27 protein-coding genes are annotated in these 24,398 nt (G+C 73.5%); 16 read left to right on the forward strand and 11 right to left on the reverse strand.

What is annotated here, in order from left to right:
* Positions 1–19: 19 nt before the first annotated feature.
* On the reverse strand, positions 20–1,012 hold the full coding sequence (gene coaA, locus ACFPP6_RS22000) for a type I pantothenate kinase (protein ID WP_179081366.1): 993 nt from the start codon (positions 1,010–1,012) through the stop codon (positions 20–22).
* A gap of 226 nt (positions 1,013–1,238) precedes the next feature.
* Between coaA and ACFPP6_RS22005 the strand changes: the two genes are divergently transcribed.
* From ACFPP6_RS22005 to ACFPP6_RS22025, 5 genes are all read left to right on the forward strand, one after another.
* Positions 1,239–1,469 (forward strand): hypothetical protein, encoded by a 231-nt coding sequence (locus ACFPP6_RS22005; RefSeq protein ID WP_382044973.1) that lies wholly within the window; start codon positions 1,239–1,241, stop codon positions 1,467–1,469.
* Between the two features lie 132 nt (positions 1,470–1,601).
* A complete protein-coding gene (glmS, locus tag ACFPP6_RS22010) occupies positions 1,602–3,449 on the forward strand; it encodes a glutamine--fructose-6-phosphate transaminase (isomerizing) (RefSeq protein ID WP_382044975.1) in 1,848 nt (615 codons plus the stop codon).
* A complete protein-coding gene (locus ACFPP6_RS22015; protein ID WP_382044978.1) occupies positions 3,446–3,814 on the forward strand; it encodes a holo-ACP synthase in 369 nt (122 codons plus the stop codon). Before glmS ends, ACFPP6_RS22015 begins: the two co-directional genes overlap by 4 nt.
* 151 nt (positions 3,815–3,965) lie before the next feature.
* The gene (locus ACFPP6_RS22020) at positions 3,966–5,150 is read left to right on the forward strand and encodes a helix-turn-helix domain-containing protein (protein WP_382044981.1); all 1,185 of its coding nucleotides are present in this window, start codon (positions 3,966–3,968) and stop codon (positions 5,148–5,150) included.
* A gap of 144 nt (positions 5,151–5,294) precedes the next feature.
* On the forward strand, positions 5,295–5,762 hold the full coding sequence (locus ACFPP6_RS22025) for a hypothetical protein (protein WP_382044984.1): 468 nt from the start codon (positions 5,295–5,297) through the stop codon (positions 5,760–5,762).
* Here ACFPP6_RS22025 and ACFPP6_RS22030 read toward each other — a convergent pair.
* Together ACFPP6_RS22030 and ACFPP6_RS22035 are read right to left on the reverse strand one after the other, a co-directional pair.
* Positions 5,759–6,190, reverse strand: coding sequence for a hypothetical protein (locus ACFPP6_RS22030; protein WP_382044986.1), 432 nt, complete (start codon positions 6,188–6,190; stop codon positions 5,759–5,761). The two genes, ACFPP6_RS22025 and ACFPP6_RS22030, sit on opposite strands and share 4 nt — an antisense overlap.
* A gap of 170 nt (positions 6,191–6,360) precedes the next feature.
* Entirely contained in the window at positions 6,361–6,603 is a 243-nt protein-coding gene (locus ACFPP6_RS22035; protein ID WP_382044989.1) for a chaplin, read from the reverse strand.
* 147 nt (positions 6,604–6,750) lie between these two features.
* Here ACFPP6_RS22035 and ACFPP6_RS22040 point away from each other — a divergent pair, with 147 nt between their 5' ends.
* Complete coding sequence (locus tag ACFPP6_RS22040; RefSeq protein ID WP_382044992.1) at positions 6,751–7,737, forward strand: MerR family transcriptional regulator; 987 nt, start codon at positions 6,751–6,753, stop codon at positions 7,735–7,737.
* A 110-nt stretch (positions 7,738–7,847) separates the two neighbouring features.
* On the opposite strand, the gene ACFPP6_RS22045 is transcribed toward ACFPP6_RS22040, so the two are convergent.
* The 3 genes from ACFPP6_RS22045 to ACFPP6_RS22055 are packed head-to-tail and all read right to left on the reverse strand — an operon-like array spanning position 7,848 to position 8,619.
* On the reverse strand, positions 7,848–8,042 hold the full coding sequence (locus ACFPP6_RS22045; RefSeq protein WP_382044995.1) for an SDR family oxidoreductase: 195 nt from the start codon (positions 8,040–8,042) through the stop codon (positions 7,848–7,850).
* Positions 8,039–8,410, reverse strand: a complete 372-nt coding sequence (locus tag ACFPP6_RS22050; RefSeq protein ID WP_382044998.1) for a fic family toxin-antitoxin system, toxin component — start codon at positions 8,408–8,410, stop codon at positions 8,039–8,041. The genes ACFPP6_RS22045 and ACFPP6_RS22050 overlap by 4 nt, the downstream gene beginning before the upstream one ends.
* A complete protein-coding gene (locus ACFPP6_RS22055; protein WP_382045000.1) occupies positions 8,407–8,619 on the reverse strand; it encodes a hypothetical protein in 213 nt (70 codons plus the stop codon). The genes ACFPP6_RS22050 and ACFPP6_RS22055 overlap by 4 nt, the downstream gene beginning before the upstream one ends.
* Positions 8,620–8,799: 180 nt before the next feature.
* Between ACFPP6_RS22055 and ACFPP6_RS22060 the strand changes: the two genes are divergently transcribed.
* A complete protein-coding gene (locus ACFPP6_RS22060; RefSeq protein ID WP_382045002.1) occupies positions 8,800–12,111 on the forward strand; it encodes an NACHT domain-containing protein in 3,312 nt (1,103 codons plus the stop codon).
* Here the strand turns inward: ACFPP6_RS22060 and ACFPP6_RS22065 are convergent.
* A complete protein-coding gene (locus ACFPP6_RS22065) occupies positions 12,092–13,555 on the reverse strand; it encodes an NAD(P)H-hydrate dehydratase (protein WP_382045004.1) in 1,464 nt (487 codons plus the stop codon). The two genes, ACFPP6_RS22060 and ACFPP6_RS22065, sit on opposite strands and share 20 nt — an antisense overlap.
* 185 nt (positions 13,556–13,740) lie before the next feature.
* Between ACFPP6_RS22065 and alr the strand changes: the two genes are divergently transcribed.
* From alr to ACFPP6_RS22085, 4 genes are all read left to right on the forward strand, one after another.
* A complete protein-coding gene (gene alr, locus ACFPP6_RS22070; RefSeq protein WP_382045007.1) occupies positions 13,741–14,898 on the forward strand; it encodes an alanine racemase in 1,158 nt (385 codons plus the stop codon).
* 297 nt (positions 14,899–15,195) lie between these two features.
* Positions 15,196–16,395: an alpha/beta fold hydrolase gene (locus tag ACFPP6_RS22075; RefSeq protein WP_382045160.1), complete on the forward strand. Its 1,200-nt coding sequence runs from the start codon at positions 15,196–15,198 to the stop codon at positions 16,393–16,395.
* A gap of 39 nt (positions 16,396–16,434) precedes the next feature.
* The gene (gene tsaE / locus ACFPP6_RS22080) at positions 16,435–16,992 is read left to right on the forward strand and encodes a tRNA (adenosine(37)-N6)-threonylcarbamoyltransferase complex ATPase subunit type 1 TsaE (RefSeq protein ID WP_382045010.1); all 558 of its coding nucleotides are present in this window, start codon (positions 16,435–16,437) and stop codon (positions 16,990–16,992) included.
* Between the two features lie 175 nt (positions 16,993–17,167).
* Positions 17,168–17,353, forward strand: coding sequence for a hypothetical protein (locus tag ACFPP6_RS22085; protein ID WP_382045013.1), 186 nt, complete (start codon positions 17,168–17,170; stop codon positions 17,351–17,353).
* A 5-nt stretch (positions 17,354–17,358) separates the two neighbouring features.
* On the opposite strand, the gene ACFPP6_RS22090 is transcribed toward ACFPP6_RS22085, so the two are convergent.
* Entirely contained in the window at positions 17,359–17,970 is a 612-nt protein-coding gene (locus ACFPP6_RS22090) for a hypothetical protein (RefSeq protein ID WP_382045016.1), read from the reverse strand.
* A 166-nt stretch (positions 17,971–18,136) separates the two neighbouring features.
* On the opposite strand from ACFPP6_RS22090, the gene tsaB reads away from it, so the two are divergent.
* Genes tsaB through tsaD form a run of 3 tightly spaced genes read left to right on the forward strand, consistent with a single transcriptional unit; the run spans position 18,137 to position 20,458 of the window.
* Positions 18,137–18,805: a tRNA (adenosine(37)-N6)-threonylcarbamoyltransferase complex dimerization subunit type 1 TsaB gene (gene tsaB, locus ACFPP6_RS22095; RefSeq protein WP_382045019.1), complete on the forward strand. Its 669-nt coding sequence runs from the start codon at positions 18,137–18,139 to the stop codon at positions 18,803–18,805.
* 23 nt (positions 18,806–18,828) lie between these two features.
* Positions 18,829–19,311 (forward strand): ribosomal protein S18-alanine N-acetyltransferase, encoded by a 483-nt coding sequence (gene rimI / locus ACFPP6_RS22100; RefSeq protein WP_058047222.1) that lies wholly within the window; start codon positions 18,829–18,831, stop codon positions 19,309–19,311.
* Positions 19,295–20,458, forward strand: coding sequence for a tRNA (adenosine(37)-N6)-threonylcarbamoyltransferase complex transferase subunit TsaD (gene tsaD / locus ACFPP6_RS22105; protein ID WP_382045022.1), 1,164 nt, complete (start codon positions 19,295–19,297; stop codon positions 20,456–20,458). Before rimI ends, tsaD begins: the two co-directional genes overlap by 17 nt.
* Positions 20,459–20,526: 68 nt before the next feature.
* Here tsaD and ACFPP6_RS22110 read toward each other — a convergent pair whose 3' ends face one another.
* The 3 genes from ACFPP6_RS22110 to ACFPP6_RS22120 form a co-directional block, all read right to left on the reverse strand.
* Positions 20,527–20,976 (reverse strand): hypothetical protein, encoded by a 450-nt coding sequence (locus ACFPP6_RS22110; RefSeq protein WP_382045025.1) that lies wholly within the window; start codon positions 20,974–20,976, stop codon positions 20,527–20,529.
* A 143-nt stretch (positions 20,977–21,119) separates the two neighbouring features.
* Positions 21,120–21,446, reverse strand: a complete 327-nt coding sequence (locus tag ACFPP6_RS22115; protein WP_382045028.1) for a hypothetical protein — start codon at positions 21,444–21,446, stop codon at positions 21,120–21,122.
* Positions 21,447–21,473: 27 nt separating this feature from the next.
* Positions 21,474–22,703: a THUMP-like domain-containing protein gene (locus ACFPP6_RS22120; RefSeq protein WP_382045031.1), complete on the reverse strand. Its 1,230-nt coding sequence runs from the start codon at positions 22,701–22,703 to the stop codon at positions 21,474–21,476.
* A 97-nt stretch (positions 22,704–22,800) separates the two neighbouring features.
* On the opposite strand from ACFPP6_RS22120, the gene ACFPP6_RS22125 reads away from it, so the two are divergent.
* A complete protein-coding gene (locus ACFPP6_RS22125; RefSeq protein ID WP_382045034.1) occupies positions 22,801–23,703 on the forward strand; it encodes a polysaccharide deacetylase family protein in 903 nt (300 codons plus the stop codon).
* Positions 23,704–24,060: 357 nt separating this feature from the next.
* Entirely contained in the window at positions 24,061–24,369 is a 309-nt protein-coding gene (gene groES, locus ACFPP6_RS22130) for a co-chaperone GroES (RefSeq protein WP_058046787.1), read from the forward strand.
* Positions 24,370–24,398 lie beyond the last annotated feature (29 nt).

Below are 24,398 nucleotides of genomic sequence, written 5' to 3' on the forward strand. Positions count from 1 at the left end.
GCAGTGGCGGCCGCGGTGGTCAGAGCTTGCGCAGCGACAGCCGCTGCACCTTGTGGTCCGGGCCCTTGCGCAGGATCAGGTTCGACCGGCCGCGCGTGGGGGCCACGTTCTCCAGCAGGTTGGGCTTGTTGATGGTGCGCCAGTTGCGGCGCGCGTAGTCCAGGGCCTCCTCCTCGGAGACCTGGGTGTAGCGCCGGAAGTAGGAGTCGGGGTCGGTGAAGGCCGTCGCGCGCAGCTTCTTGAAGCGCTCGTAGTACCAGCGCTCGATGTCCTCCGCGCGCGCGTCCACGTACACGCTGAAGTCGAAGAAGTCGGCGAGTCCGACGCGGGTGCGGCCGTCCTTGCCGGGCAGGGCCGGCTGGAGGACGTTGAGGCCCTCGATGATCAGGATGTCGGGGCGGTGCACGGTCAGCTTCTCGCCGGGCACGATGTCGTAGATCAGGTGGGAGTAGACGGGGGCCGAGACCTCGTCCTTGCCCGCCTTCACGTCGGCGACGAAGCGGGTCAGGGCGCGCCGGTCGTAGGACTCGGGGAAACCTTTCCGCGACATCAGGCCGCGGCTCTGCAGCTCGGCGTTGGGCAGCAGGAAGCCGTCCGTGGTGACCAGCTCCACGCGCGGGTGCTCGGGCCAGCGGGCCAGCAGCGCCTGCAGGAGGCGCGCGGTGGTCGACTTGCCGACCGCCACGCTGCCCGCGACGCCTATGACGAAGGGCGTGCCGGGCTGGGAGCCGTGCCCGTCGCCCACGTCGCCCAGGAAGGTGTTCAGCGTGCCCCGCAGCCGGCTGGTGGCCTCTACGTACAGGTGCAGCAGCCGGGACAGGGGCAGGTAGACCTCCCGCACCTCGTCCAGGTCGATGACGTCCCCGAGGCCGCGCAGCCGCTCGACCTCGTCGGCTGTCAGCGGCAGCGGGGTGTTTTCCCGCAGAGCGCTCCACTCGGCGCGGGTCAGGTCCACGTACGGGGACGAGTCCGCGCGGCGGCGCTGCGGCGGCTGGTCTGTGGTGGTCGGCACGGGCCCATTGTGCGCGGGTCGCGCCCGGCGCTCACTTCCGGGTGGCGGGAGCGGGTGTTCTCGTGGGATTTGGGTGACTCGTACGGCGGGTAACGGGGCGCAACGGTGGGTGAACTTTCACCGGCCTCTGTACCTACTGACCGGTCAGCCACTACGTTCCGCTCGCGGGCCGCACGCGCACGCCCCCCACCACGCGGCCGCATCACGTAGGGATGCCGTGTTGTCTGTGTTCGCCCTCAGAAACCTGCGCCGGAGAACCGCCGCCGAAGCCGAGCGGGAGGACTTCGCCGCCCGCGTCTGCGCCGAGCTGGCCGACGACCTGCCCGACGAGGACCTCACCCAGGACCTCGGCGACTGCCTCGACCGCTACGAGCTCGGCAGCAAGCCGCGCTGCGAGGAGGTCGAGTACCTGGAGATGGTGCAGGACGCCATCGACAGGATCGAACGGGGCTGCTGAAGCCCCCCGCCGGATGTCCCGCCGGATGCCCTGCCGGACGCCCCGCCGATCCGGCGCCGGCCCGGGCGGTCGTGCCGGCGGTTGTGCCGTTGCCGCCACGAGCGGGGCCGCCCGCGCCGTAACCTGCTCCGCATGTGCGGAATCGTTGGCTATGTGGGAGGGCAGTCCGCCCTCGATGTCGTATTGGCGGGGCTGCGGCGGCTGGAGTACCGCGGCTATGACTCGGCCGGGGTCGCGGTGCCGGCCGACGGCGGTCTCGCCGCCGCGAAGAAGGCGGGCAAGCTCGCCAATCTGGAGAAGGAGCTGTCCGACCGGCCCCTGCCGTCCGGCCCGACCGGCATCGGCCACACGCGCTGGGCCACGCACGGCGCGCCCAACGACGCCAACGCCCACCCCCACCTGGACAACCCGGGCCGCGTCGCCGTCGTCCACAACGGCATCATCGAGAACTTCGCCGAGCTGCGGGCCGAGCTGGCCGGGCGCGGCCACGCCCTCGCGTCGGACACCGACACCGAGGTCGTCGCGCACCTGCTGTCCGAGTCCTTCTCCTCCTGCGGCGACCTGGCCGAGTCGATGCGCCAGGTCTGCCGCCGGCTGGAGGGCGCGTTCACGCTGGTCGCGGTGCACGCGGACGAGCCGGACGTGGTGGTCGGCGCGCGCCGCAACTCCCCGCTCGTGGTCGGCCTCGGCGACGGCGAGTCCTTCCTCGCCTCCGACGTCGCCGCCTTCATCGAACACACCCGCGAGGCCGTCGAGCTCGGCCAGGACCAGGTCGTGGAGCTGCGCCGCGACGGCGTGACCGTCACCGGCTTCGACGGGGCGCCCGCGGAGGTCCGTCCGTACCACGTCGACTGGGACGCCTCGGCCGCCGAGAAGGGCGGCTACGACTACTTCATGCTCAAGGAGATCGCCGAGCAGCCGAAGGCCGTCGCGGACACCCTCCTGGGCCGCATCGACGCCGCGGGGGCGCTGTCGCTGGACGAGGTGCGGATCCCGGCGTCCGTGCTGCGCGAGGCCGACAAGATCGTCATCGTGGCGTGCGGCACGGCGTACCACGCGGGGATGATCGCCAAGTACGCGATCGAGCACTGGACCCGCATCCCCTGCGAGACGGAGCTGGCCAGCGAGTTCCGCTACCGGGACCCGATCCTGGACCAGCGGACGCTGGTGATCGCCATCAGCCAGTCCGGCGAGACCATGGACACCCTGATGGCCCTGCGGCACGCCCGGGAGCAGGGCGCGAAGGTCCTCGCCATCTGCAACACCAACGGCTCGACGATCCCGCGGGAGTCGGACGCGGTCCTGTACACGCACGCGGGCCCGGAGGTGGCCGTCGCCTCGACGAAGGCGTTCCTCACCCAGCTGGTGGCCTGCTACCTCGTCGCGCTGTACCTGGGCCAGGTGCGCGGCACCAAGTGGGGCGACGAGATCGTCTCCGTGATCCGCGAGCTCTCGCAGATCGCGGGGCAGGTGGAGGAGGTCCTGGAGACCATGGAGCCGGTCCGCGAGCTGGCCCGCTCCCTGGCCGACAAGAACACGGTGCTGTTCCTGGGCCGCCACGTGGGCTACCCCGTGGCCCTGGAGGGCGCGCTGAAGCTCAAGGAGCTCGCGTACATGCACGCGGAGGGCTTCGCGGCGGGCGAACTCAAGCACGGGCCGATCGCGCTGATCGAGCGCGACCTGCCGGTCGTGGTCGTCGTGCCGTCGCCGCGCGGCCGGTCCGTCCTCCACGACAAGATCGTCTCGAACATCCAGGAGATCCGGGCGCGGGGCGCACGCACGATCGTGATCGCCGAGCGGGGCGACGAGGCGGTGCGGCCGTACGCCGACCACCTCATCGAGATCCCGGAGACGCCCGTGCTGCTGCAGCCGCTGGTGGCCACGGTGCCCCTGCAGGTCTTCGCCTGCGAGCTCGCCACGGCCCGCGGCAACGAGGTCGACCAGCCGCGCAACCTGGCGAAGTCGGTGACCGTCGAATGATCGTCGGAGTCGGCATCGACGTCGCCGCGATCGACCGCTTCGAAGCCGCCCTGAGACGTACGCCCGGGCTCGCGGCGCGGCTCTTCGCGGACGGGGAGCTGCACCTGCCGAGCGGCGAGCGGCGCGGCATCGCCTCCCTCGCGGTCCGCTTCGCCGCGAAGGAGGCCGTGGCCAAGGCGCTGGGCGCCCCCGGGAACCTGCTGTGGACGGACGCCGAGGTGACGACGGAGAGCAGCGGCCGGCCGCGGCTGGTGGTCCGCGGCACGGTCGCGGCACGGGCGGAGGAGCTCGGGGTGACGTCGTGGCACGTGTCGCTGAGCCACGACGCGGGGGTCGCTTCCGCTGTGGTGATCGCGGAGAAGTGAGGCGGGGCCCGCGCCCCCGGCCTGCCGCCCCGGCCGGTGGGGCGGCGCGCCTCGGCACGTACGAACGGCCCCCGGGGCGGGGGCCGTTCGCGGCGTGCCTGTCATAGGGCAGGAGTACGGTTTCCGTGTCACGTCAGAAACGGAGCTCCGTATGCCCCCGCACAATGGCGAGCACACCGGCGCGCGCATCGCTCGCGCGCGCAAGGTCCGGCGCCTGACCCAGCGCGAGTTGTCGGACCTGGCCCATGTCTCCTACAGCACTCTGACCAAGGTCGAGCAGGGCGCCCTGCCCGCGAGCCCGTCGGTCATCGGGGCGCTGGCCCGTGCGCTGTCCCTGCCCGTCACCGAACTGACCGGCCAGCCCTACCTCGACGAGCTGCGGGCCGACCAGCTGGACGGGCTGATCCAGCCGATCCGCGAGGCGCTGGACGTCTACGACCTCGGGCCCGACCCGGACGTCACGCCCCGCCCCTTGGCGGAGCTGGAGGCGCACGCGGACGAACTGTGCGCCATGGTCCGCGCGACGAACATCAAGCAGGTCGCCGTGGCCCTGCCCGGGCTGATCCACGAGGCCACCACGGCGGCGCACGCCTCTCCCGGCGACCGCAGCTGGCGCGTCCTGGCCAGCGCGTACCGGACGGCGTACGACGTGACCACGAAGCTCGGCTTCCTCGACCTGTGCACGGTCGCGCTGGACCGCCTGGAGTGGGCCGCGCAGCGCGCCTCGGACCCGGTTCTCGCCGGGATGCGCCAGTACCTGCGGGCCCTCGCCTACCTCCGCGCCAGCGACTACCGCACGGGCAAGCGGCTCGTACGGCTCGCCATGTCCACCTTGGCGCAGGCCGAGGCGGGGCGGGTGCGCGACGTCGTCACGGGCCAGCTGCACCTGGGCGCCGCCGTGCTCGCGGGCCGGGACAAGGACGGGGACGCCGCCACGGGCCACCTGGACGAGGCGCGGCGGATCGCGGAGCGCACCGGGGAGGCCGGGAAGGTGCACTGGCTGTCCTTCGGGCCGACCAACGTCGGGGCGCACCACGTGAGCGTTCTCGCCGAACTGGACCGGTATCCGGAGGCCGTGCGCGCGGCCGAGGAGACGGCGATCCCGGACGCCTGGCCGCCGTCCCGCCGGGCGCACCACTACAGCGAGGTCGCCCGGGCCGAGCTGTGGACCGGCCGCACGGACGCGGCCTTCAGGAACCTGCAGCTGGCCCGGAAAGTGGCGCCGCAGCAGACGCGCTACCACCCGACGGTGCGCGAGACGTTCGCGGGGCTGGAGTCGGCGAAGCGGCGGATGCCCGAGACGTTCAGCAACTACGGTGCCTGGCTGGGCAGGTGACGCACGGCGAGGCGATGGCCGGAGCTATCAGCAACTCCTGGTAGTTCCGGCCCTGTTGTGTCGCCACTGTGTGGTGGTCGGAAGGACCCCCGCGGCCGCGCGAACGGCCCGGGGGCATGGCCCACGCCACGTAGGAGCGTCGACATGCGCAACACTGTCCGCCGCCTCGCCACCTGGCTGAGGATCGGCCGCGAACCGGCCACCCCGGCGGCCCCGGCCGCGCCCGCCGCGTCGGTGCCGGCCGCCCCGGCAGACCCGGCCGTACCCCCGGCGCAGGTGAAGCCGGCCGCGTGCGGCATCTACGTATGGGCGACGGCGCACGGCATCGACCTCAGGCCCAGGCATTCCCTGCTCACCTGCACGTGTTCGACCCGCGCGGAGCGCGCGACGCCCGTCGTCGGGGCGTTCGTCGTGGATGCGCGCGGCGGAGGACTGGCGCAGGTCGTCGCCGCGGAAGGCGCCCGCCTGCGCCTGCGCCCGCCCGCCGGAGGCGAAACCTGGGAGGCGGAACCGGCCCTGCTGCGCCCCGCCGCGGAGGCCGAGCAGCTGAGCGCGAAGGTCGCGGAGGCGAACCGGGCGAGCCGGTGGGGGAACGGCGCGGGCTGTGACTAGTGGGCCCGGGCGGCGAACGCCGCCCGCATCGGCTTGCTGTTGACGATCAGGACGACGCCGGCCAGAAGGACGCCGCACACGGCCTGCTCCACCTTCAGCCATGCCGGAAACGCGCCCGGCAGCGCGACGATGACGGCGATCGCCACCGTCATGCCGCCCGAGGAGAAGCGCAGCCGGGCGTACGAGGGGCTGTGGCCGCGGGCCGTCCGGGCGGCGAACCAGGCCATGAGGAACGACGCGGCGACGACGATGCTCGCCCGCGCCCAGACGGCGTCGGTCACGAGGTCGTGGTGGTTGCGCAGCAGGGCGACGGCGCCGAGGGTGCACAGGCTGAGGCCGGCGAAGCAGCCGATGAGCAGCTTGGCGCTGCGTAACGACCGCTGGATGCGGGGGTGGTTGAGGCCGTCGGCGGAACCGGGCGTTGCCATGGTGATCCTTTCGCTTCCCTGTGAGGTCGCTAAAAGGATCCGTTCCGCTTGCGGTCCGATCATCGTCCACTCGGACGAGACGCGGCTCGCCCGGCCTCGGGGGCCTGCCCGGGGTCGTCCCGTAGGGGCCCCGGCCGGGCCGCGCGGGGTGCGGGCGCGGCCGGGAGGAGCTAGTCGCTGATGCAGACGTTGCCGGAGGCCGAATTGAGCAGGCCGACGACGTTGAGGCTGAGGGAGCACAGGTTGATGGGCACGTGGACCGGGATCTGGATCACGTTGCCCGAGATCACGCCGGGGGACTTGTGCGCGGTGCCGGCCGCGACGCTGTCGGCGGTGGCCGCGCCGGCGCCCGCGGCGGCGAGGAGCGTGGCGGTGGCGGCCGCGGTGGCGGCAGCCTTGGTGGTGGGTGTCATGGGAACTCCCGGGGATGGGGGGTCGATGCGCGGCCAAGTCTCGCGCACACTTCTCCATTTTTGTCTCATTTGCCGCTTGTGCCGTATTTGGTCGGCGGTAAATCCGTTGTTGACTCTCCAGCGACCGGAGACTCCAAGGTGAGGGACATGGACGACGACACCTCGTACTCCCGGGAGGCCCCGGGATCCCCGGAGCCCCCGCACTCGCTGCACTCCATCGGGGAACTGGCCCGGCTGACCGGGCTGACGGTCAGGACCATCCGGTTCTGGTCCGACACGGGCGTGGTGCCGCCGACCGACCGCACACCCGCGGGCTACCGCCTCTACGGCCCCGACGCGCTCGCGCGCCTCGGCCTCGTGCGGACGCTGCGCGACCTCGGCGTGGGGCTCCCCGTCATCCGGCAGGTGCTGGAGCGGGAGGTCACCGTCTCCGAGGCCGCGGCAGTCCACGCCGAGGCCCTGGACGTGCAGATCCGCACTTTGCGGTTGCGTCAGGCCGTGCTGCGGGCGGTGGCCGGGCGCGGGTCGACACCCGAGGAGATGGAACTCATGCACAAGCTCGCCACCCTGTCCGAGCAGGAACGGCGCCGCCTGATCGGCGAATTCATCGACAGCGCCTTCGAGGGCCTGGACGTCGACCCGGACTTCCTCGCCTCGATGCGCAACGGCATGCCCCGGCTGCCGGAGGACCCCTCGCAGGAGCAGCTCGACGCCTGGGTGGAGCTCGCGGAGCTCGTCCAGGACGAGGACTTCCGGGCCGGGATCCGCCGGGCGGCCGAGGACCAGACGCGCGCCTGGCGGGAGTCCGGGCGGCCCGACGGCGAGCGGACGAAGCACGCCGCGCAGGTGATCAAGGAGCGTACGGCCGAGGCGCGGCAGGCCGGGATCGCCCCGGACAGCCCCGCGGCCCGGCCGTACGTCGACCGGCTCGCCGCCGCCCTCGCGGAGGTGTCGCGCCGCGAGGACGGGCCGGCGTTCCGGGCCTGGCTGCTGGAGCGGCTGGAGACCGGCAACGACCCGCGCTACGGCAAGTACTGGCGGCTCGTGGCCGTGATCAACGGCTGGGCGCTGCCGGACATGGAGCCGGCCACGGAGTGGTTCACGGCCGCGCTGCGGGCCGCGGTCCGGGGGTAGGGCTCGCCCCGTCCGTGCACAGGACCCGGCCCGGTGCGCCCCCCGTCGGCGCACCGGGCCGGGTGCCGGGGCGGTGCCGGAGCGGTGCCGGGCCGGGCGTCCGGTTCCCGTCAGGCCGTGAACCCTCCGTCCACCTCGATCGACGCACCCGTCACGTACCGGCCCCCGTCCCCCGCCAGATGGACGACGGCCGCCGCTATGTCGTCCGGCGCGCCGTAGCGGCCGAGGGCCGTGAACCCGCGGATGGCCTCGGCGTTCGGGTACTTCGCGGGAGCCGAGCCGTCCTCGGTCTGCGCCGGGCTCACTTGCTCCAGTCGCGGAGCATCTCGGCGACCGAGGCCGCGGTGGCGCCGGGCCTCTTGAGCTCGTGAGCCAAGGCCGTGACGTCTGTCTGCGTGGGTTTCACCTCGATCCCGGACGCCGTCAGGTAGCCGTGAGCCACGCCGATGGCCACGCGTAAATTCGACCGCTCCAGCCATGGGAGCCGCCCCAGTGTGTGGGCCAGCGCCGCGGCCCGCGCGTACACGCCGTCATAAACATCCTGACCGGCGAGTACGGCCCGGTGTCGTTCGACAGCGGCGATCGCTACGCCGTAGTCGTCAGGTGCCGGGTCGTCCTCACCGGTCAGGCGGGCGGCTGCCAGGAGCCATGACAGGTCGATGTGGAGGATCACGCGGCGGCCTCGATCTCGTCGATGAGGTCGCCGTAGCCGTCAAGGATCTCCTGGACCCCGGCCATGAACGCTGCGCGGAGCTGCTCGTTGTCCGCGCGGATCAGCTGTTCCACGTACTCGTTGACCGGGATGTGCCGCGTCTCGGCGGCCTGCTTGGCCATCTCGGCAGTGGATTCCTCGAGCCGGAGGTTCACCTGTGTCTTCGCCATACCAGCGAAGCTATCGCCTGATAGCAGCTGACGCCGTGGGTTGACGGGATCCCTTGGAAGCGGGGCGGAGCCGTCTCCGCCGAGGACCGCTTCGAGGCACGCGCATCCGCAGAACCCCCTGTCACCACCCTCGTCCTGACGTATCGTCGGTTGGCGGAAACGCGCTCGGAGGGGACAGTGGTGCACCCGGCGAAGGAACGTATCGCAGCGGTATTCGGACGGAGTCAGGGCAGCGGATACCTCCTCGCCCCGAACCTGGTGCTGACGGCCGCACACGTGGTCGGTGACTGCGCGAACCCGCGGGCGATCGTCCCCGGCGGCGTCGGGCAGGTGCGCTGCAGAGTGGTCTGGGCGCGCGACGACAACCGCCGCTGCGACGTCGCCCTGCTCGTCGGCGAGCGGGACCTCGTCGCCGAGGACGTCGCCGAGGCCTTCGAACCCCTCGTCTGGGGCCGCGCCTACGACCTGAGGGTCTGGCCCGGCGCCCAGGCCATCGGCTTCCCGCACGTCCAGCGCGACGAAGCCGGCGAGCTCGACACCGAGCAGATCGTCGGCTCCCTCAAGCCGGGCAGCAACCTGCTCAGCGGCCGGCACGTGCTCGACAGCGAGTACGGGCCCCCGCAGCCGCCCGCCGGCGGCGGTTCGCCGTGGGCCGGGATGTCCGGCGCCGCCGTCTTCGTGGACGGCCTGCTCGCCGGCGTGGTCTGCGCCGACCCGAACGGCTGGCGGCACGGGCGGCTCACCGTCACCCCGTCCGCCACGCTCTGGCAGGACTTCGCGTTCCTCAGCGAGTGCCTGCTCGTGGGCCACAAACCCGAGTCCCGCTCCCTCGCCTCGCCGCGGCAACTGGAGATCGAGGCCTTCGAACGGCGCCTGCGCGACTACATCGTCGAGAAGTCCGGCGAACTGACGATCATCGGCCTGACCCTCTCCGACGGCGAGGGCGAGACCTGGCCCCTGGACGCCGCCTACCTGAGCCTGGAGCTGACCGGCGGCGCGGCGCGCGGCGCGGGCGGCGCCGAGGCCAGGGCAATGGGGGAGTGGCTGCCCGAGAACTCCACCCCGTCGCCCCAGCGCGCCGAGGAAGCCCTCGCCGGCCGCCGCCGCGTGCTCCTGCGCGGCGCCGCCGGCTCCGGCAAGACGACGCTGCTGCAGTGGCTCGCCACCATCACCGCCCGCGGCGACCTGCCGCCCGGCCTCGGCCACCTCAGCGGCTGCCTGCCGCTCACCCTCCCCCTCCGTACGCTCATCCGCCGCGGCGAACTCCCGCAGCCCGAGGAGTTCCTGGCCGCGGCCGCCGGCCCGCTCGCCGGCCTGCCCGCCGCCCAGGGCTGGGTGACCCGCAGGCTCACCGAAGGCACCGCGCTGCTGCTGATCGACGGCGTGGACGAGGTCCCCGAGGCCGACCGCCGCCGGACCCTGACCTGGGTCAAGGACCTCCTCGCCGCCTACCCCGACGCCCGCTACGTCATCACCACCCGCCCCTCCGCCGTGCGCGAGGGCTGGCTCGCCGACGCCGGCTTCACCGAGCTCGAACTCCTCCCCATGAGCCGCGGCGACGTCATCTCGTTCATCGGCCGCTGGCACGACGCCGCGGGCGCGCGCCACCACGAACCCCTGCGCGCCTTCCGCGACTCCCTCACCACCGCCGTCGTCGCCAAACGCGACCTCGGCATGCTCGCCACCAACCCCCTGATGTGCGCCCTGATCTGCGCCCTCAACCGCTCCCGCAAGGGCTATCTCCCGCACGGCCGCATGGAGCTCTACCGCGCCGCCCTGGAGCTGCTGCTCGTCCGGCGCGACCGCGAGCGGGGCGTGGTGGTCGGCGAGGACGGCCCGGAGCTGGAGCACGCGCAGCAGGTGGCCCTGCTGCAGAAGATCGCCTACTGGCTGATCCGCAACGGCCGTACGGTCATCGAGTGGCACAAGGCCGTCGAGATCCTCGACCGGGCCCTGCCCGCCATGCCGGCCGTGGCCGCCCGCGGCGGCGCCGAGGACATACTGCGCCACCTCGTCCTGCGCAGCGGTCTGCTGCGCCGCCCCACGAACGAAACCCTCGACTTCATCCACCGCACCTTCCAGGACTACCTCGGCGCCCAGGCCGCCGTGGACGACTGGGACTTCGACGTCCTGGTCCACCACGCCCACGACGACCAGTGGGAGGACGTCCTCCGCATGGCCGTCGGCCACGCGCCGCCGCGCGCCCGCGCGGAGCTCTTGCGCCTGCTGCTGGAACGCGGCGACAAGGAGCCGGCCCACCGTGCCCGGCTCCACCTCCTCGCCGCGGCGTGCCTCGAACACGCGACGGAGGTCGACTGGGAGGTCCGCGCGCGGGTCGAGAAGGCGGCGGGGGAGCTGGTGCCGCCGCGGGACCTTGAGGCGGCGAAGTCGCTCGCCGCGGCGGGGAGGGTGGTCCTGGACCTGCTTCCCGGCCCGGAGGGGCTTACGGACGACGTCGCGCATGCGGTGGTCGTCGCGGCGACGACGGTGGCGGACGACAGGGCGTTGCCCTTGCTGTGCCGGTACGTGGACCACCCTTCGCTGGAGGTACGGGCACAGCTCGCGTGGGCCTGGGACCGGTTCGAGACGGAGGCGTACGCGGAGGCGGTGATCGGGCGGCTGGCGTACGAGGACGGGCTCGACTTCGTGGTGAAGTCGCGTGAGCACCTGGCTGCGTTGAGGCGGCTCGGGGGGCGGCCGCGGGTCCAGCTCCGAGGGATGGAGGCCACCGAGGACTTGTCGGATCTCGCCACGTCGGCCCTCGCTGACGTGACCTTCCGGGGCATGAGTGATGTTGTCGACTTGCGTGTGCTGCGCGGCTGCCCTCCGCTGCGAGCCCTGCGCGCCGTCGAGACCCCGCAGGTGCTCCAGCTGAGTGCACTGGACGTCAGCGCGTTGCAGACCCTGCATCTGTGGCTGGAGGGCTGGCCAGAGGATCTCAGCGCGCTGCCCGCCATGACCGAGTTGCGGAATCTGACGTTGCACTGGGAGACCACGGGGCCCTGGATGCCGCCTTGCGAGGTGTGGCTACCCCGTGCGCTCCGCTATCTGCACCTCGGCCCCGGTGCGTCGTCAGCCGCAGAGCTGCCCGACCTGGCAGGGCATCCGGCGCTCCGGCAGTTGGTGATTCACGGGGGCCGCGCCCGGACGCGATTGCCGTTGGCGTCTCTTTCCGAGCTGCGGTTCCTCCGGGTCTACGGGGAGAATCTGCAGTACCTCGCGGACGTGGAGCCCCTGCCACAAGTGGAGGAGCTCCACGTGAAGGAGAGCACCGGCCTGTCCGGGCTGGCCCACGTGTCGCGCGTCTACCCGGCAGTCAAGAAGATCAACATCATCGACCCCGTGAGGGACGGGAGCGGGGAGCCGGTCGACCTGGGGCTGCTCGGGAACCTGGGGCCGTTGAACGTGCGCATCAGGCACTCGGGGCCGGTCATCAACCGCGATGCCCTTCCCCCCGGCTCCGAACTGACCCTCATCGCCGATCGGAACTGAGCACCCCCCTCCACGCCCCCCGCAGCTCCTCCGCCACCCCCATCGCCGTCAGCGGCGCAGCCCCCCGCTCCCGGGCCGCCAGCCCGTGCAGGTACGCCCCGGCCGCGGCCGCGTCCCAGCCCGGCAGCCCCGCTGCCAGCAGGGAGCCCGTGAGCCCCGACAGGACGTCGCCGCTCCCCGCCGTGGCCAGCCACGGAGTCCCCGTCGGGTTGACGCGCACCGTGCGGCGGCCGTGGCCGGGGCCGCCCGTGGAGGCGATCAGGGTCGTGGAGCCCTTGAGGAGGGCGGTGGCGCCGTAGCGTTCGGAGAGGGCGCGGACGGCCGCCAGGCGGCCGGATTCGACCCGGTCGCGCGAGACGCCCAGCAGGGCCGCGGCCTCCCCGGCGTGCGGGGTCAGGACGGTCTCCGCCGCCCGGCCCCGTACCGCGTCGGCCGGCATCAGGCGCAGCCCGTCCGCGTCCACGAGCACCGGCACGTCCGAGGCGAGGACGTCTTCCAGGGCCTGCCGGGCCTCGGGGCCGTCGCCGAGGCCGGGGCCGACGACCCAGGCCTGGACGCGGCCCGCCTTGGACGGGGGGCCGGCGGAGACGAGGGTCTCGGGGAAGCGGGCGATCACGGCGTCCGCGGCCGGGCCGGCGTAGCGCACGGCGCCCGCGCCGCCGTGGAGGGCGCCCGCGACGGCGAGGACGGCCGCGCCGGGGTAGCGGGCCGAGCCGGCGACGACGCCGACGACGCCGCGCCGGTACTTGTCGCTCTCCGCGGCGGGCCGCGGCAGCAGCGCGGCGACGTCGGCGTGCTGCAGGGACTCGACGTCGGGCCGGGCGGGCAGCTGCAGCCCGATGTCGACGAGCCGGAGGGCGCCGGCGTGCTCGCGGGCGGGGGCGACGAGGAGGCCGGGCTTGTACGCGCCGAAGGTGATCGTCGCGTCGGCGCGTACGGCGGTGCCGCGTACCTCCCCGGTGTCGGCGTCGACGCCGCTCGGCAGGTCGACGGCGACGAGGATCGCGCCGCCGTCGGCGGCGGCCCGGACGAGCTGGGCGGCGTCGGGGCGCAGGCCGCCCCTGCCGCCGATGCCGACGATCCCGTCGAGGACGAGGTCCGCGCCGCGCAGAACCCCGTCCGCGGCCTCGGCGGAGGCCACGCGCCCTCCGGCGGCCCGCAGGGCGGCGAGCCCGGCGGCGTGGGCCCGCTCGGGCGCGACGAGCACGGCGGTCACTCCGGCGCCGCGCCGGGCGAGCCGGGCCCCGGCGTAGAGGGCGTCGCCGCCGTTGTCGCCGCTGCCGACGAGCAGGGCGATCCGTGCCCCGTACACCCGCCTGAGCAGCCCGGCGCAGGAGGCGGCGAGCCCCGCGGCGGCGCGCTGCATCAGGGCGCCGTGGGGGAGCTGTGCCATGAGCGCGCGCTCGGCGGCCCGTACGGTCTCGACGCTGTAAGCAGTCCTCATGCCCTCAGTCTCACCACCGGACGCCCCGCACGCTCCCGATAGGGCGACCCTGATGGATCCGGGTGTGACCTGATGGGGCCTGGTGCGACCCGATGCGGCCTGACGTTCCGGAAAAGACCGCCCGAAATGACAGCCTGAGGCCCACCCCTCATCGCCCGCGCGGACGTCCTGAGAGACTGACGGGGATGAACGAGACTCCGATGCGCGCCCGTGCCCTGGTCGACCTGGCCGCTCTGCGGGCCAACGTACGCACGCTCAAGGCCCGCGCGGCCGGGGCGCAGCTGATGGCCGTGGTCAAGGCGAACGCCTACGGCCACGGCGCGGTGCAGTGTGCCCGGGCGGCCCGCGAGGCCGGTGCCGAGTGGGTGGGCACGGCCACGCCGGACGAGGCGCTGGCGCTGCGCGCGGCGGGCGACCGGGGCCGGCTGATGTGCTGGCTGTGGACGCCGGGCGGGCCGTGGCGCGAGGCCGTGGAGGCGGACGTCGACGTGACGGTCGGCGGGCTGTGGGCGCTCGCGGAGGTCGCGGAGGCCGTTCGGGCCGCGGGGCGTCCCGCGCGCGTCCAGCTGAAGATCGACACCGGTCTGGGGCGCAACGGCTGCCAGCCCGACGACTGGCCGGAACTGATCGCCGCGGCGCGCGAGGCGGAGGAGGCCGGCCTGCTGAAGGTGACCGGCATCTGGTCGCACTTCGCGTGCGCCGACGAGCCGGGCCACCCCTCCATCCAGGCCCAGCTGAGGGTCTTCCGCGACGCGGTGGCGTACGCGGAGCGGCAGGGCGTCGAGCCCGAGGTGCGCCACATGGCCAATTCCCCGGCGACCCTCACGCTCCCCGAGACGCACTTCGACCTCGTGCGGACGGGCATCGCGATGTACGGCGTCTCGCCGAGCCCCGAGGTCGGCACGCCGCAGGAGCTGGGCCTGAAGCCGGTGATGACGCTGTCGGCGTACCTGGCGTCGGTGAAGCGGGTGCCGGGCGGCCACGGCGTCTCGTACGGGCACCACTACATCACCCCGGGCCCCACGACCCTCGCGCTCGTCCCCGTGGGCTACGCGGACGGCATCCCCCGCGCGGGCTCCGGTACCGGCCCGGTGCTGGTGGGCGGCAAGTGGCGGACGGTGGCCGGCCGGGTGGCCATGGACCAGTTCGTGGTCGACCTGGGCGGCGATACGGCGCAGGTGGGCGAGGAAGCGGTGCTGTTCGGGCCGGGCGACCGGGGCGAGCCGACCGCCGAGGACTGGGCGCGGGCCACCGGAACGATCGCTTACGAGGTGGTCACGCGCATCTCCAACCGCGTGCCCCGCGTCTATGTCGGTGAGAACGTGGACGGGTACACCGAATAGGTCCGCATAAACCGGGCGCACGGACCCGGTGCACGGACCTGGTGGGCGGGCCCGGTGGAAAGGCCGGGCGCACAGACCCGGTGGAAAGACCGGGCGGGCAGGCCGCACGATTGGGCCCGGCCCGCACGGGCACGAGCACGGGCACGATGAGTACGCGGACGTGGACATGCCGAAAAGCGGGGACACGGGGGGCGCGCGATGAACGGGAACAGCACGGGCGCGGGCACGGCGGCCGGCACGGCGGCGGCGGCCGCCGGGGCCATCGAAGCCGTCGGGGCCGTCGCGGCGGCCGGCGGCATGACGCCGCCGGGAGCGGGCACCGGATGGCGGCGCGGCGCCGGCGTCGCGGGAGCGGCTCTGGGCGTCCTGGCCGCGGGAGCCGCGGTCGGCGTGGCGGTCGAGCGGCTGACGGTCGGGCGCGGCATGCGCCGCGACGCCCGGCTGGCCCTGGACTCGGCGGGCCCGTACGGGACGCTGCGCGGGACGCCGGGCTCGGCGGTCGCGGAGGACGGCACGCAGCTCTACTACGAGGTCGACGAGGTGGAGGGCGCGCGCGAGGAAGCGGACGGCTCCGCCTCCCGGCGCCTGTTCGGCGGCCGCCGTGCGCCCGCCGCTCCGCCCCTGACGGTCGTCTTCAGCCACGGCTACTGTCTCAGCCAGGACTCCTGGCACTTCCAGCGCGCCGCCCTGCGGGCCGCCGGCGTCCGCGCGGTCTTCTGGGACCAGCGCAGCCACGGCCGCTCCGAGCGCAGCCGTACGGGCGCCGTCTCCATCGACCTCTTCGGCCGCGACCTCAAGGCCGTCATCGACGCCGCGGCCCCCGAGGGGCCGCTGGTGCTCGTGGGGCATTCGATGGGCGGCATGACGACGATGGGGCTGGCCGCGCAGTACCCCGGCCTGATCGCCGGGCGCGTCGTCGGCGCGGCCTTCCTCGGCACGTCCTCGGGCGGGCTCGCGGAGAACACGTACGGGCTGCCGGCCGCCGGGATGGCCCTGGTCCGGCGGCTCGTCCTGCCGGGCGCCTTCAAGCTGATGGCCGCCCGGCCCGAGCTGATCGAGAAGGGCCGCCGGGCCACGTCCGACCTGTTCGCGGGCATCCTCCGGTGGTACTCGTTCGGGTCCAAGGACGTGGACCCGGCCGTCGTGCGGTTCTCGGAACGGCTGATCGAGGCCACGCCGGTCGACGTCGTCGCCGCGTTCTACCCGGTCTTCGCCGAGCACGAGAAGCGGGAGGCGCTGCGCGCCTTCGACGGCCTGCCGGTGGTCGTCGCGGCCGGCGACAAGGACCTCCTGACGCCGAGCGAGCACAGCGAGGCCATCGCGGAGGCCCTGCCGGGCGCCCGGCTCCTCCTCCTGGAGGACACCGGACACCTCGTGATGCTGGAGCGGCCCGAGGTGATCACCGCCCAGCTGGGCGAGCTGCTCGCCGCGGCGGCCGGCGGCGGAGCCCTGGGGCGCGGGGAGCGCGCGGCGGCGGGGGCGCGCGGCCGCGCCTGAAACGCGCCGGGACCGCCCGGCCCCGTACCATCGGCGGGTATGAGCGCCCAGCCTGACATCACCGCCGCCACCACCGCGACCAGCACAGAGCTCACGGTCAAGACCGCCGACGCCATGCGGGAGGTGGGCCGCCGGCTGGCCGGCCTGCTGCGCCCCGGCGACCTGGTGCTGCTCACCGGCGAGCTCGGCGCGGGCAAGACGACGCTGACCCGCGGGCTCGGCGAGGGTCTCGGCGTGCGCGGCGCGGTCACCTCCCCGACGTTCGTCATCGCGCGCGTCCACCCCCACCTCGGCGGCGGCCCGGCGCTCGTCCACGTCGACGCCTACCGGCTGTCCGGCGGCCTGGACGAGATGGAGGACCTGGACCTCGACGTCTCCCTCCCCGAGTCCGTGATCGTCGTGGAGTGGGGCGACGGCAAGGTCGAGGAGCTCTCGGAGGACCGGCTGCACGTGGTCATCCACCGCGCCGTGGGCGCGAGCGCCGCGGATGCGGCGGACGTGGCCCACGCGGCGGAGGACGCGGACGACGTGCGGAGCGTCCGGGTGACGGGCGTGGGGGCGCGCTGGGCGGGCGTGGACCTGTCGCCGCTCGGCTGAGGAACAGCCGAGGACAGCGGAGGACGGCGGAGGACAGCGGAGGAACACGCGTCGCTGTACGTTCCGACAAGCCGTCGGCAAGATGTTGCGTCGGCGGCTGCGGGCGTGGTCACATGGTAGGCAGAGACATGGTTAGGTCTACCTAACCTTGCCCAGATGCCCCCCAGGAGGCACCATGCCGGCCCCAGAGCAGCCGCAGTCCGGGACCCGCTCGGAAGAGCGGCCTCCGTCGACGTCGATGCGCGACCTGCTGGCTTCCTGCGCGGCGGCGGACGCGGTGTCGAAACCGCCGCGAGCGCCGGGGGCGCCGGAGGCGCAGGGCGACGACGAGGCGGCGCCCGGCACGCAGGACGCCGCGTAAGCCCCCTACGCGACCACGACCACCTTCGTACCGTTCAGAGCGAAGTCCCACATGGCCCGCCCGTCGGCAGGCATCTCCCGCACCGCACCCGTCTTCCTGCCCGCCGCCGCCGGATCCGGCAGCGACCCGTCCACCGCCGCGCTGAAGCCGAAGACGACCCCCGCCGGATTGCGGTGGAACCGCACCACGTGCTCGATGGCCTTGCCGTCGGACCCCGTGCCCGTGGCGTCCCGCGAGGTCACCGCGTAGGGCCCCGGAGCCGGGTTCACCGCGCTCGGCGCGACCTCGAAGCTGTGCGTCGCCTTGCCGTCCGCGCCGACCAGCCACACCCGCTTCTGCCCGAGCGCGTAGACGACCCGCTTGCCGGTGCCGGAGCCCGCGGGCACGTCCGGGATGGCGGCCTTCGCGCCCTCGTCCTTGCCGGAACCGGTGCCGGAATCCGCCGGCGCGCCGTCCTTGCCCTTGTCCTCGCCCTTGCCGGCGGCGCCCGCGCCCGCAGCGTGCGAGGACTGCGGCTTGTCGGGAGCGGCCTCGGCCTGGACGGCGAGGAAACCGACGCCCGCGAGGGCCGCCGCGGTGAGCGCGGCCACGAAGACCCCCGAGCTGCTGCGTGCCACGGCTGCGCACCCTTCTCAGGACCGCCGGTCCTGGTCCTACGTACATATAGATACGGCGTTGCGGCTGACCGTAGCACCCGCCCGCGCCCCCGCCGCGCCGTCGGCCCGGCCCACGCGCGGCCCAGGTGCGCACCGTCCGCCCCACGGTGAGCCGTAGTCTGTCAGTGTGCTGCTGCTCGCTCTTGATACCGCCACGCCCGCCGTCACCGTCGCCCTCCACGACGGGGACAAAGTCATCGCCGAATCGCGTCAGGTCGACGCGCGCCGGCACGGTGAGCTGCTGCTTCCCGCCGTCGACCGGGTGCTCGGCGAAGCGGGCCGCAAGCTCGACGCCGTGACGGACATCGTGGTCGGCGTCGGCCCCGGCCCGTACACCGGCCTGCGGGTCGGCATCGTCACCGCCGCCACCTTCGGCGCCGCGCTCGGCGCGCCCGTCCGCGGCCTGTGCTCGCTCGACGGCCTCGCGTACGCGGCCGGGCAGGCGGGGCTGGAGGGCGAGTTCGTCGTGGCGACGGACGCCCGCCGCAAGGAGGTCTACTGGGCGCGGTACGCGGATGCCCGTACCCGTATCACCGAGCCCGCCGTGGACCGCCCGGCGGACCTCACCGAGAAGCTGGCCGGCCTGACCGCCGTCGGCGCGGGCGCCGTGCTCTACGCGGACTCCTTCACGGACGTGCGGGCCGACATGCCCGAGCACCAGTCCGCGGGCGCCCTGGCCTCCCTCGCCGCGGAGCGCCTGCGCACGGGCGGCGAGTTCCTGCCGGACCAGCCGCTCTACCTGCGCCGCCCCGACGCCCAGGTGCCCGCCAACTACAAGGTGGTCACCCCCAAGTGACCGTGAACGTGCGTGTCCGCGAGATGCGCTGGTGGGACATCGGGCCGGTGCTGGAGCTGGAGCGCGCGCTCTTCCCGGACGACGCCTGGTCCAAGGGCCTGTTCTGGTCCGAGCTGGCCCACGCGCGCGGCGCGGGCGCCACCCGCCGCTACGTCGTCGCCGAGAACGACGAGGGCCGCGTCGTCGGCTACGCGGGCCTCGCCGCGATCGACGGCACCGGCGACGTCCAGACCATCGCCGTCTCCCAGGACCACTGGAGCACGGGCCTCGGCTCCCGCCTCCTCGGCGAGCTCCTGACCGCCGCGACCGACTTCGAGTGCCGCGAGGTGCTCCTCGAAGTGCGCGTCGACAACACCCGGGCGCAGCGCCTGTACGAACGCTTCGGCTTCGAGGCCGTGGGCGTGCGCCGCGGCTACTACCAGCCCGGCAACATCGACGCCCTGGTGATGCGCCTCTCCGATCCCCTCTCCGCAGTGCAAGGAATGACCCATGGCTCGCAAGGCTGACGAACCCCTCGTCCTCGGCATCGAGACCTCGTGCGACGAGACCGGCGTCGGCATCGTCCGCGGGCACACGCTGCTCGCCGACGCCGTCGCCTCCAGCGTGGACGAGCACGCCCGCTTCGGCGGCGTCGTCCCGGAGGTGGCGAGCCGCGCCCACCTGGAGGCGATGGTCCCGACCATCCAGCGCGCGCTGAAGGAGGCCGGCGTCTCCGCGAAGGACCTCGACGGCATCGCGGTCACCGCGGGCCCCGGTCTCGCGGGCGCCCTGCTCGTCGGCGTCTCGGCGGCCAAGGCGTACGCGTACGCCCTCGGCAAGCCGCTCTACGGCGTCAACCACCTCGCCTCCCACATCTGCGTCGACCAGCTGGAGCACGGCCCGCTGCCCGAGCCGACCATGGCGCTGCTGGTCAGCGGCGGTCACTCGTCCCTCCTCCTGGCCCCCGACATCACCTCGGACGTCCGCCCCCTCGGCTCGACGATCGACGACGCGGCCGGCGAGGCCTTCGACAAGGTCGCCCGCGTGCTGAACCTCGGCTTCCCCGGCGGCCCGGTCATCGACCGCTACGCCCGCGAGGGCAACCCCGACGCGATCCGCTTCCCGCGCGGCCTGACCGGCTCGCGCGACCCGATCTACGACTTCTCCTTCTCTGGCCTGAAGACGGCCGTGGCCCGCTGGATAGAGGCCAAGCGGGCGGCGGGCGAGGACGTGCCGGTCGCGGACGTCGCCGCGTCGTTCCAGGAGGCCGTCGTGGACGTCCTCACGCGCAAGGCCGTCCGCGCGTGCAAGGACGAGGGCGTCGACCACCTGATGATCGGCGGCGGCGTCGCGGCGAACACGCGGCTGCGGGCGATGGCCCAGCGCCGCTGCGAGGACGCGGGCATCACGCTGCGCGTGCCGCGGCCGAAGCTGTGCACGGACAACGGGGCGATGGTGGCGGCGCTCGGCGCGGAGATGGTGGCGCGGGGGCGCGCGGCGTCCTCGTGGGACCTGTCGGCGGACTCGTCGCTGCCGGTGACGGAGACGCATGTGCCGGGGGAGGCGCACGACCACGACCACGACCACGACCACGGCGGCGGTCATGGCCACTCCCACTCCCATGATCACGACCACGTCCACGAACTGAGCAGGAAGAACCTGTACGAGTCGTAAGGGCGGGGACGGACGATGGCGAACCCGCCAACCCCCGGTAGGACAGGGCGGACGGAAGAGCGGAACGGCTACGCCGGCTGATCCGGGGCGAGGCGGGTGACGCGGTCACCCGCCTCGCCCACCTCGAACGCCGTCGGCCCGCGGAAGGCGTTCCCGGAGACCTGTCCTGCCGCTGCCTGCGAAGGCGCTCCGTACTTTTCCGCCAGGGACTTCAACTCCTCCGCCGCGGCTTCCCGTTGTTCCGCGGGGAGGCTCTCCAGCAGCGTCTCGAAGCGGTCCTGCCAGACGGCCTCCTGGCGGTCGCGGGTCCGCTCCGTCTGCCCGGACCGGGCCGCGGTCTCCAGGGCGCCGGCCGTGCGGTCGAGCCGTTCCCGTTCGGCGCGCTCGCGCGTCTCGTCGCCGCGCCCGAACCACCGGGCGATCCGTTCCCGGAGCCCGGTCCACGCGTCGGTTCCCGCCGTCTGTACGACCGCCGTACCGCCCGCCGCGGCCACCGTCGTCAGTGCCTCGCTCAGCATCCCGCCCGCCCCCGTCGTCTCCGTCGTCCGCCGCCGGCGTGCCCCGTGCCGGACGCCGGACGCGACGCACGCTAGCGCCGAACCGGCCCTCGCAGCGTCCGTTCGGCGGGAAATACGACCGGTCGCCCGGCGGCGGATCCGCGCTACCCGGAATCGCGGGCGAGTTCGAGCGCCAGGGTCTGCAGGATCTCCTCCGTCGGCGCCTCGGGCGTCGTCTCGTCGTAGGCGTCCGCGACCGCTTCGAAGGCCAGCATCAGGCCGCTGATCAGTGCGCTCATGGGCGCGGAGAGCTGGTTCAGCACGGCGAGTCCCACCTCGCGCGCCTCCGCGCCGACCGGCACCATGAACTCGTCCGGGATCACCTCGCCGAGGAGGGACGACACGTAGTCCGTCCCCACGCCGCCGCGCAGGGCCGTGAGCGCCGCGATGGCCTTGAGCTTGATCTCGTTCTCGTTCAGGTTCTTGCTCATGGGGCGAGCGTAGGAGGAACGGGCCCCTTACGCGCGGACCTCCCGCCCCAGCAGCATCACCGGCGCTCCCGCCGCCCGGGTCAGCACGATCACGCAGGAGTTCGGGCCGGCGAGCTTCAGCTTCTTGCGGAGGTCCTCCGGCTCCACTGCCGAGCCCCGCTTCTTGATGACGGCGACGCCGATGCCCCGCTCCCGCACCACGGCCTTGAGCTTCTTCAGGTTGAACGGGAGGACGTCCGTGATCTCGTACGCCGACGCGTAGTCCGTCGCCCGCAGCTCGTCGCTCGTCACGTACGCGATCGTCTCGTCGATCAGCCCGCCGTCGTCCAGCGCGGCCGCCACGTCCGCCACCAGGTGCGCGCGGATCACGGCACCGTCCGGCTCGTACACGTACCGTCCCACCGGCCGTACCGCCGGGTCGGGCAGCCCGGCGCCCACCAGCGAGTGCCCGCCCGGCAACAGCGTCGCCCGCCGCGCGCCCGGCGCCGTGCCGAACCACAGCACGGCCTCCTTCACGTCGCCGCCGTCCGAGATCCACTCGGCCTCGGCGTCGTCCGGGACGGCCTCGTGAGGCACCCCGGGGGCGATCTTGAGGGCTGCGTGCGGGGCCTTCCGGGCGGCTTCGATCGCCCACGACAGCGGCGGCGAGTACGCCTCCGGGTCGAAGACGCGGCCGCGGCCGCCCCGCCGCGCCGGGTCGGCGAACACCGCGTCGTAGCCCGAGGTGTCCACGTCGGCGACATCGGCGCAGCGCACCTCGATGAGGTCGGACAGGCCCAGCGCTTCGGCGTTCGCGCGGGCGACCTCGCAGGTCAGCGGGTCGCGGTCGACGGCGAGGACGCGGATGCCCAGCCGTGCCAGCGCGATCGCGTCGCCGCCGATGCCGCAGCACAGGTCGGCCACGGAGCGGACGCCGAGCGCGGCGAACCGGCCGGCCCGGTATTCGGCCACGGACCGCCGCGTCGACTGCTCCACGCCGTTCGGCGTGAAGAACATCCGGTACGCGTCCTCCGGCCCGAACTTCGCCACCGCCCGCTGCCGCAACCGGGCCATGCCGAGCGCCGCCGAGACGAGCTCCGCGGGGTGGTCGCGGCGCAGCCGGGTCGCCGTGGCCAGTTCCCGGGCGGGGTCGTGGTCGCGCAGCCGGGCGAGCAGGCCGCGGCCCTCGTCCGTGAGAAGGGCGGTGAAGGCGGCGACGGCGGCGGCCGCCGACGCGTCCGGCTCGTTCGGCTCGTTCGGTTCGTTCTGTGCTGGCACCCGGCCATTCTTGCCCAGGCCTCCTCCCCGGCCCTCCGACAGGCCCGCCCTTCCGCCGGGTCCGCCCGGCTCGAACGCATGCACAACAATCGGATGCGTGAGCACCCCTATATCCGGCCCGATATCCGTCCGCACGCCGGCCCGCGTGTCCGCCCGCACGGCCACGGTCACCACGCTCCTGCTGGCCGCCCTGCTCCTCAGCGGCTGCTCCGGTTCCTCCGGCGGCGGCAAGGGGGCGGCGTCCGCGTCCCCCTCCCCGCGTACGGACGCGGCCTCTTCGCCCTCGGCCTCCGCCGTCCCGGACGCCGCCGCCTACCGCCGCTGGGGCCTGGACAAGCCCCTCGCCGCGCCGCCCGCCCCTCCGGCCACCAAGCTGACGGAAGGGATGAGGTCCGGCGCCACGCCCAAGGTGATCCGGCGCGTGCCCACCGACGACAAGGTCGTCTTCCTGACCTTCGACGACGGGGCGGAGAAGGACCCGGAATTCGTGAAGATGGCCAAGGACCTGAAGCTGCCCTTCACGATGTTCCTCACCGACGACATCGCCCGCGCGGGCAGCGGCTACGGCTACTTCGAGCAGCTGTGGGGCGGGGGGAACCGCAACGGCATCCACAACCACACCCTCTCCCACCCCAACCTCCGCACCCTCTCCGCCGACGCGCAGCGCCGCGAGGTCTGCGGCCAGCAGGACGTCCTGGAGAAGCGGTACGGCAGCAAGCCGCCGCTGTTCCGCCCGCCCTACGGCAACTACAACGACGCCACCCTCGCCGCGGCCGGCAGCTGCGGGGTGAAGGCGCTGCTGCTGTGGGAGGCGACGATGCAGATCAACGACATGCGTTACGCGGACGGCGGCAAGCTGCGCTCCGGCGACATCGTCCTCGCCCACTTCCGCGGTCCCTCGGAGCTCAAGGGCACGACCATGACGCAGATGGTCGCCAACATGCTGCGCAGCATCGAGCGGCAGGGGTTCACCGTGGCGCGTCTGGAGGATTACGTGTAGGGCCGTGCGCAGGGATCGCCGTACGCGCCGGACGTGCCGTACGCGTCGCGTGAGAATCCGGAGGATTACGACCCGCGGCCCGCGGGCAGATCCACCTCCGCGCCGGAACGCCGGGGCGCGCCGCCCCGGCCGTCCGGGTGCTGACCCCCAGGGGTGAACCGCAGGCTCGCCGCACGGCGAATTGGCACTCCGCTTGACCGAGTGCTAACCGCGTCATAGTCTCGGCTCCGTTGGCACTCTCCACCCGGGAGTGCCAAACACAGCGACGGGCAGAATCCGGCACCCGCGACGACGGATCCTCCTGGTCGCCACCTCAGACAGATAACCCCGTGAATCTCCGAAGGGGGAGGTCGGATCGTGACGACCGCCAGCTCCAAGGTTGCCATCAAGCCGCTCGAGGACCGCATCGTGGTCCAGCCGCTCGACGCCGAGCAGACCACGGCCTCTGGCCTGGTTATTCCGGACACCGCCAAGGAGAAGCCCCAGGAGGGCGTCGTCCTGGCCGTGGGCCCGGGCCGCTTCGAGGAGGGCAACCGTCTTCCGCTCGACGTGAACGTCGGCGACGTCGTGCTCTACAGCAAGTACGGCGGCACCGAGGTGAAGTACAACGGCGAGGAGTACCTCGTTCTCTCGGCTCGCGACGTGCTCGCGATCATCGAGAAGTAATTCACCCCGTTTGATGTGATCTGCGCCCT

This window comes from Streptomyces aureoversilis, assembly GCF_042657885.1.
GTDB lineage: Bacteria > Actinomycetota > Actinomycetes > Streptomycetales > Streptomycetaceae > Streptomyces > Streptomyces aureoversilis.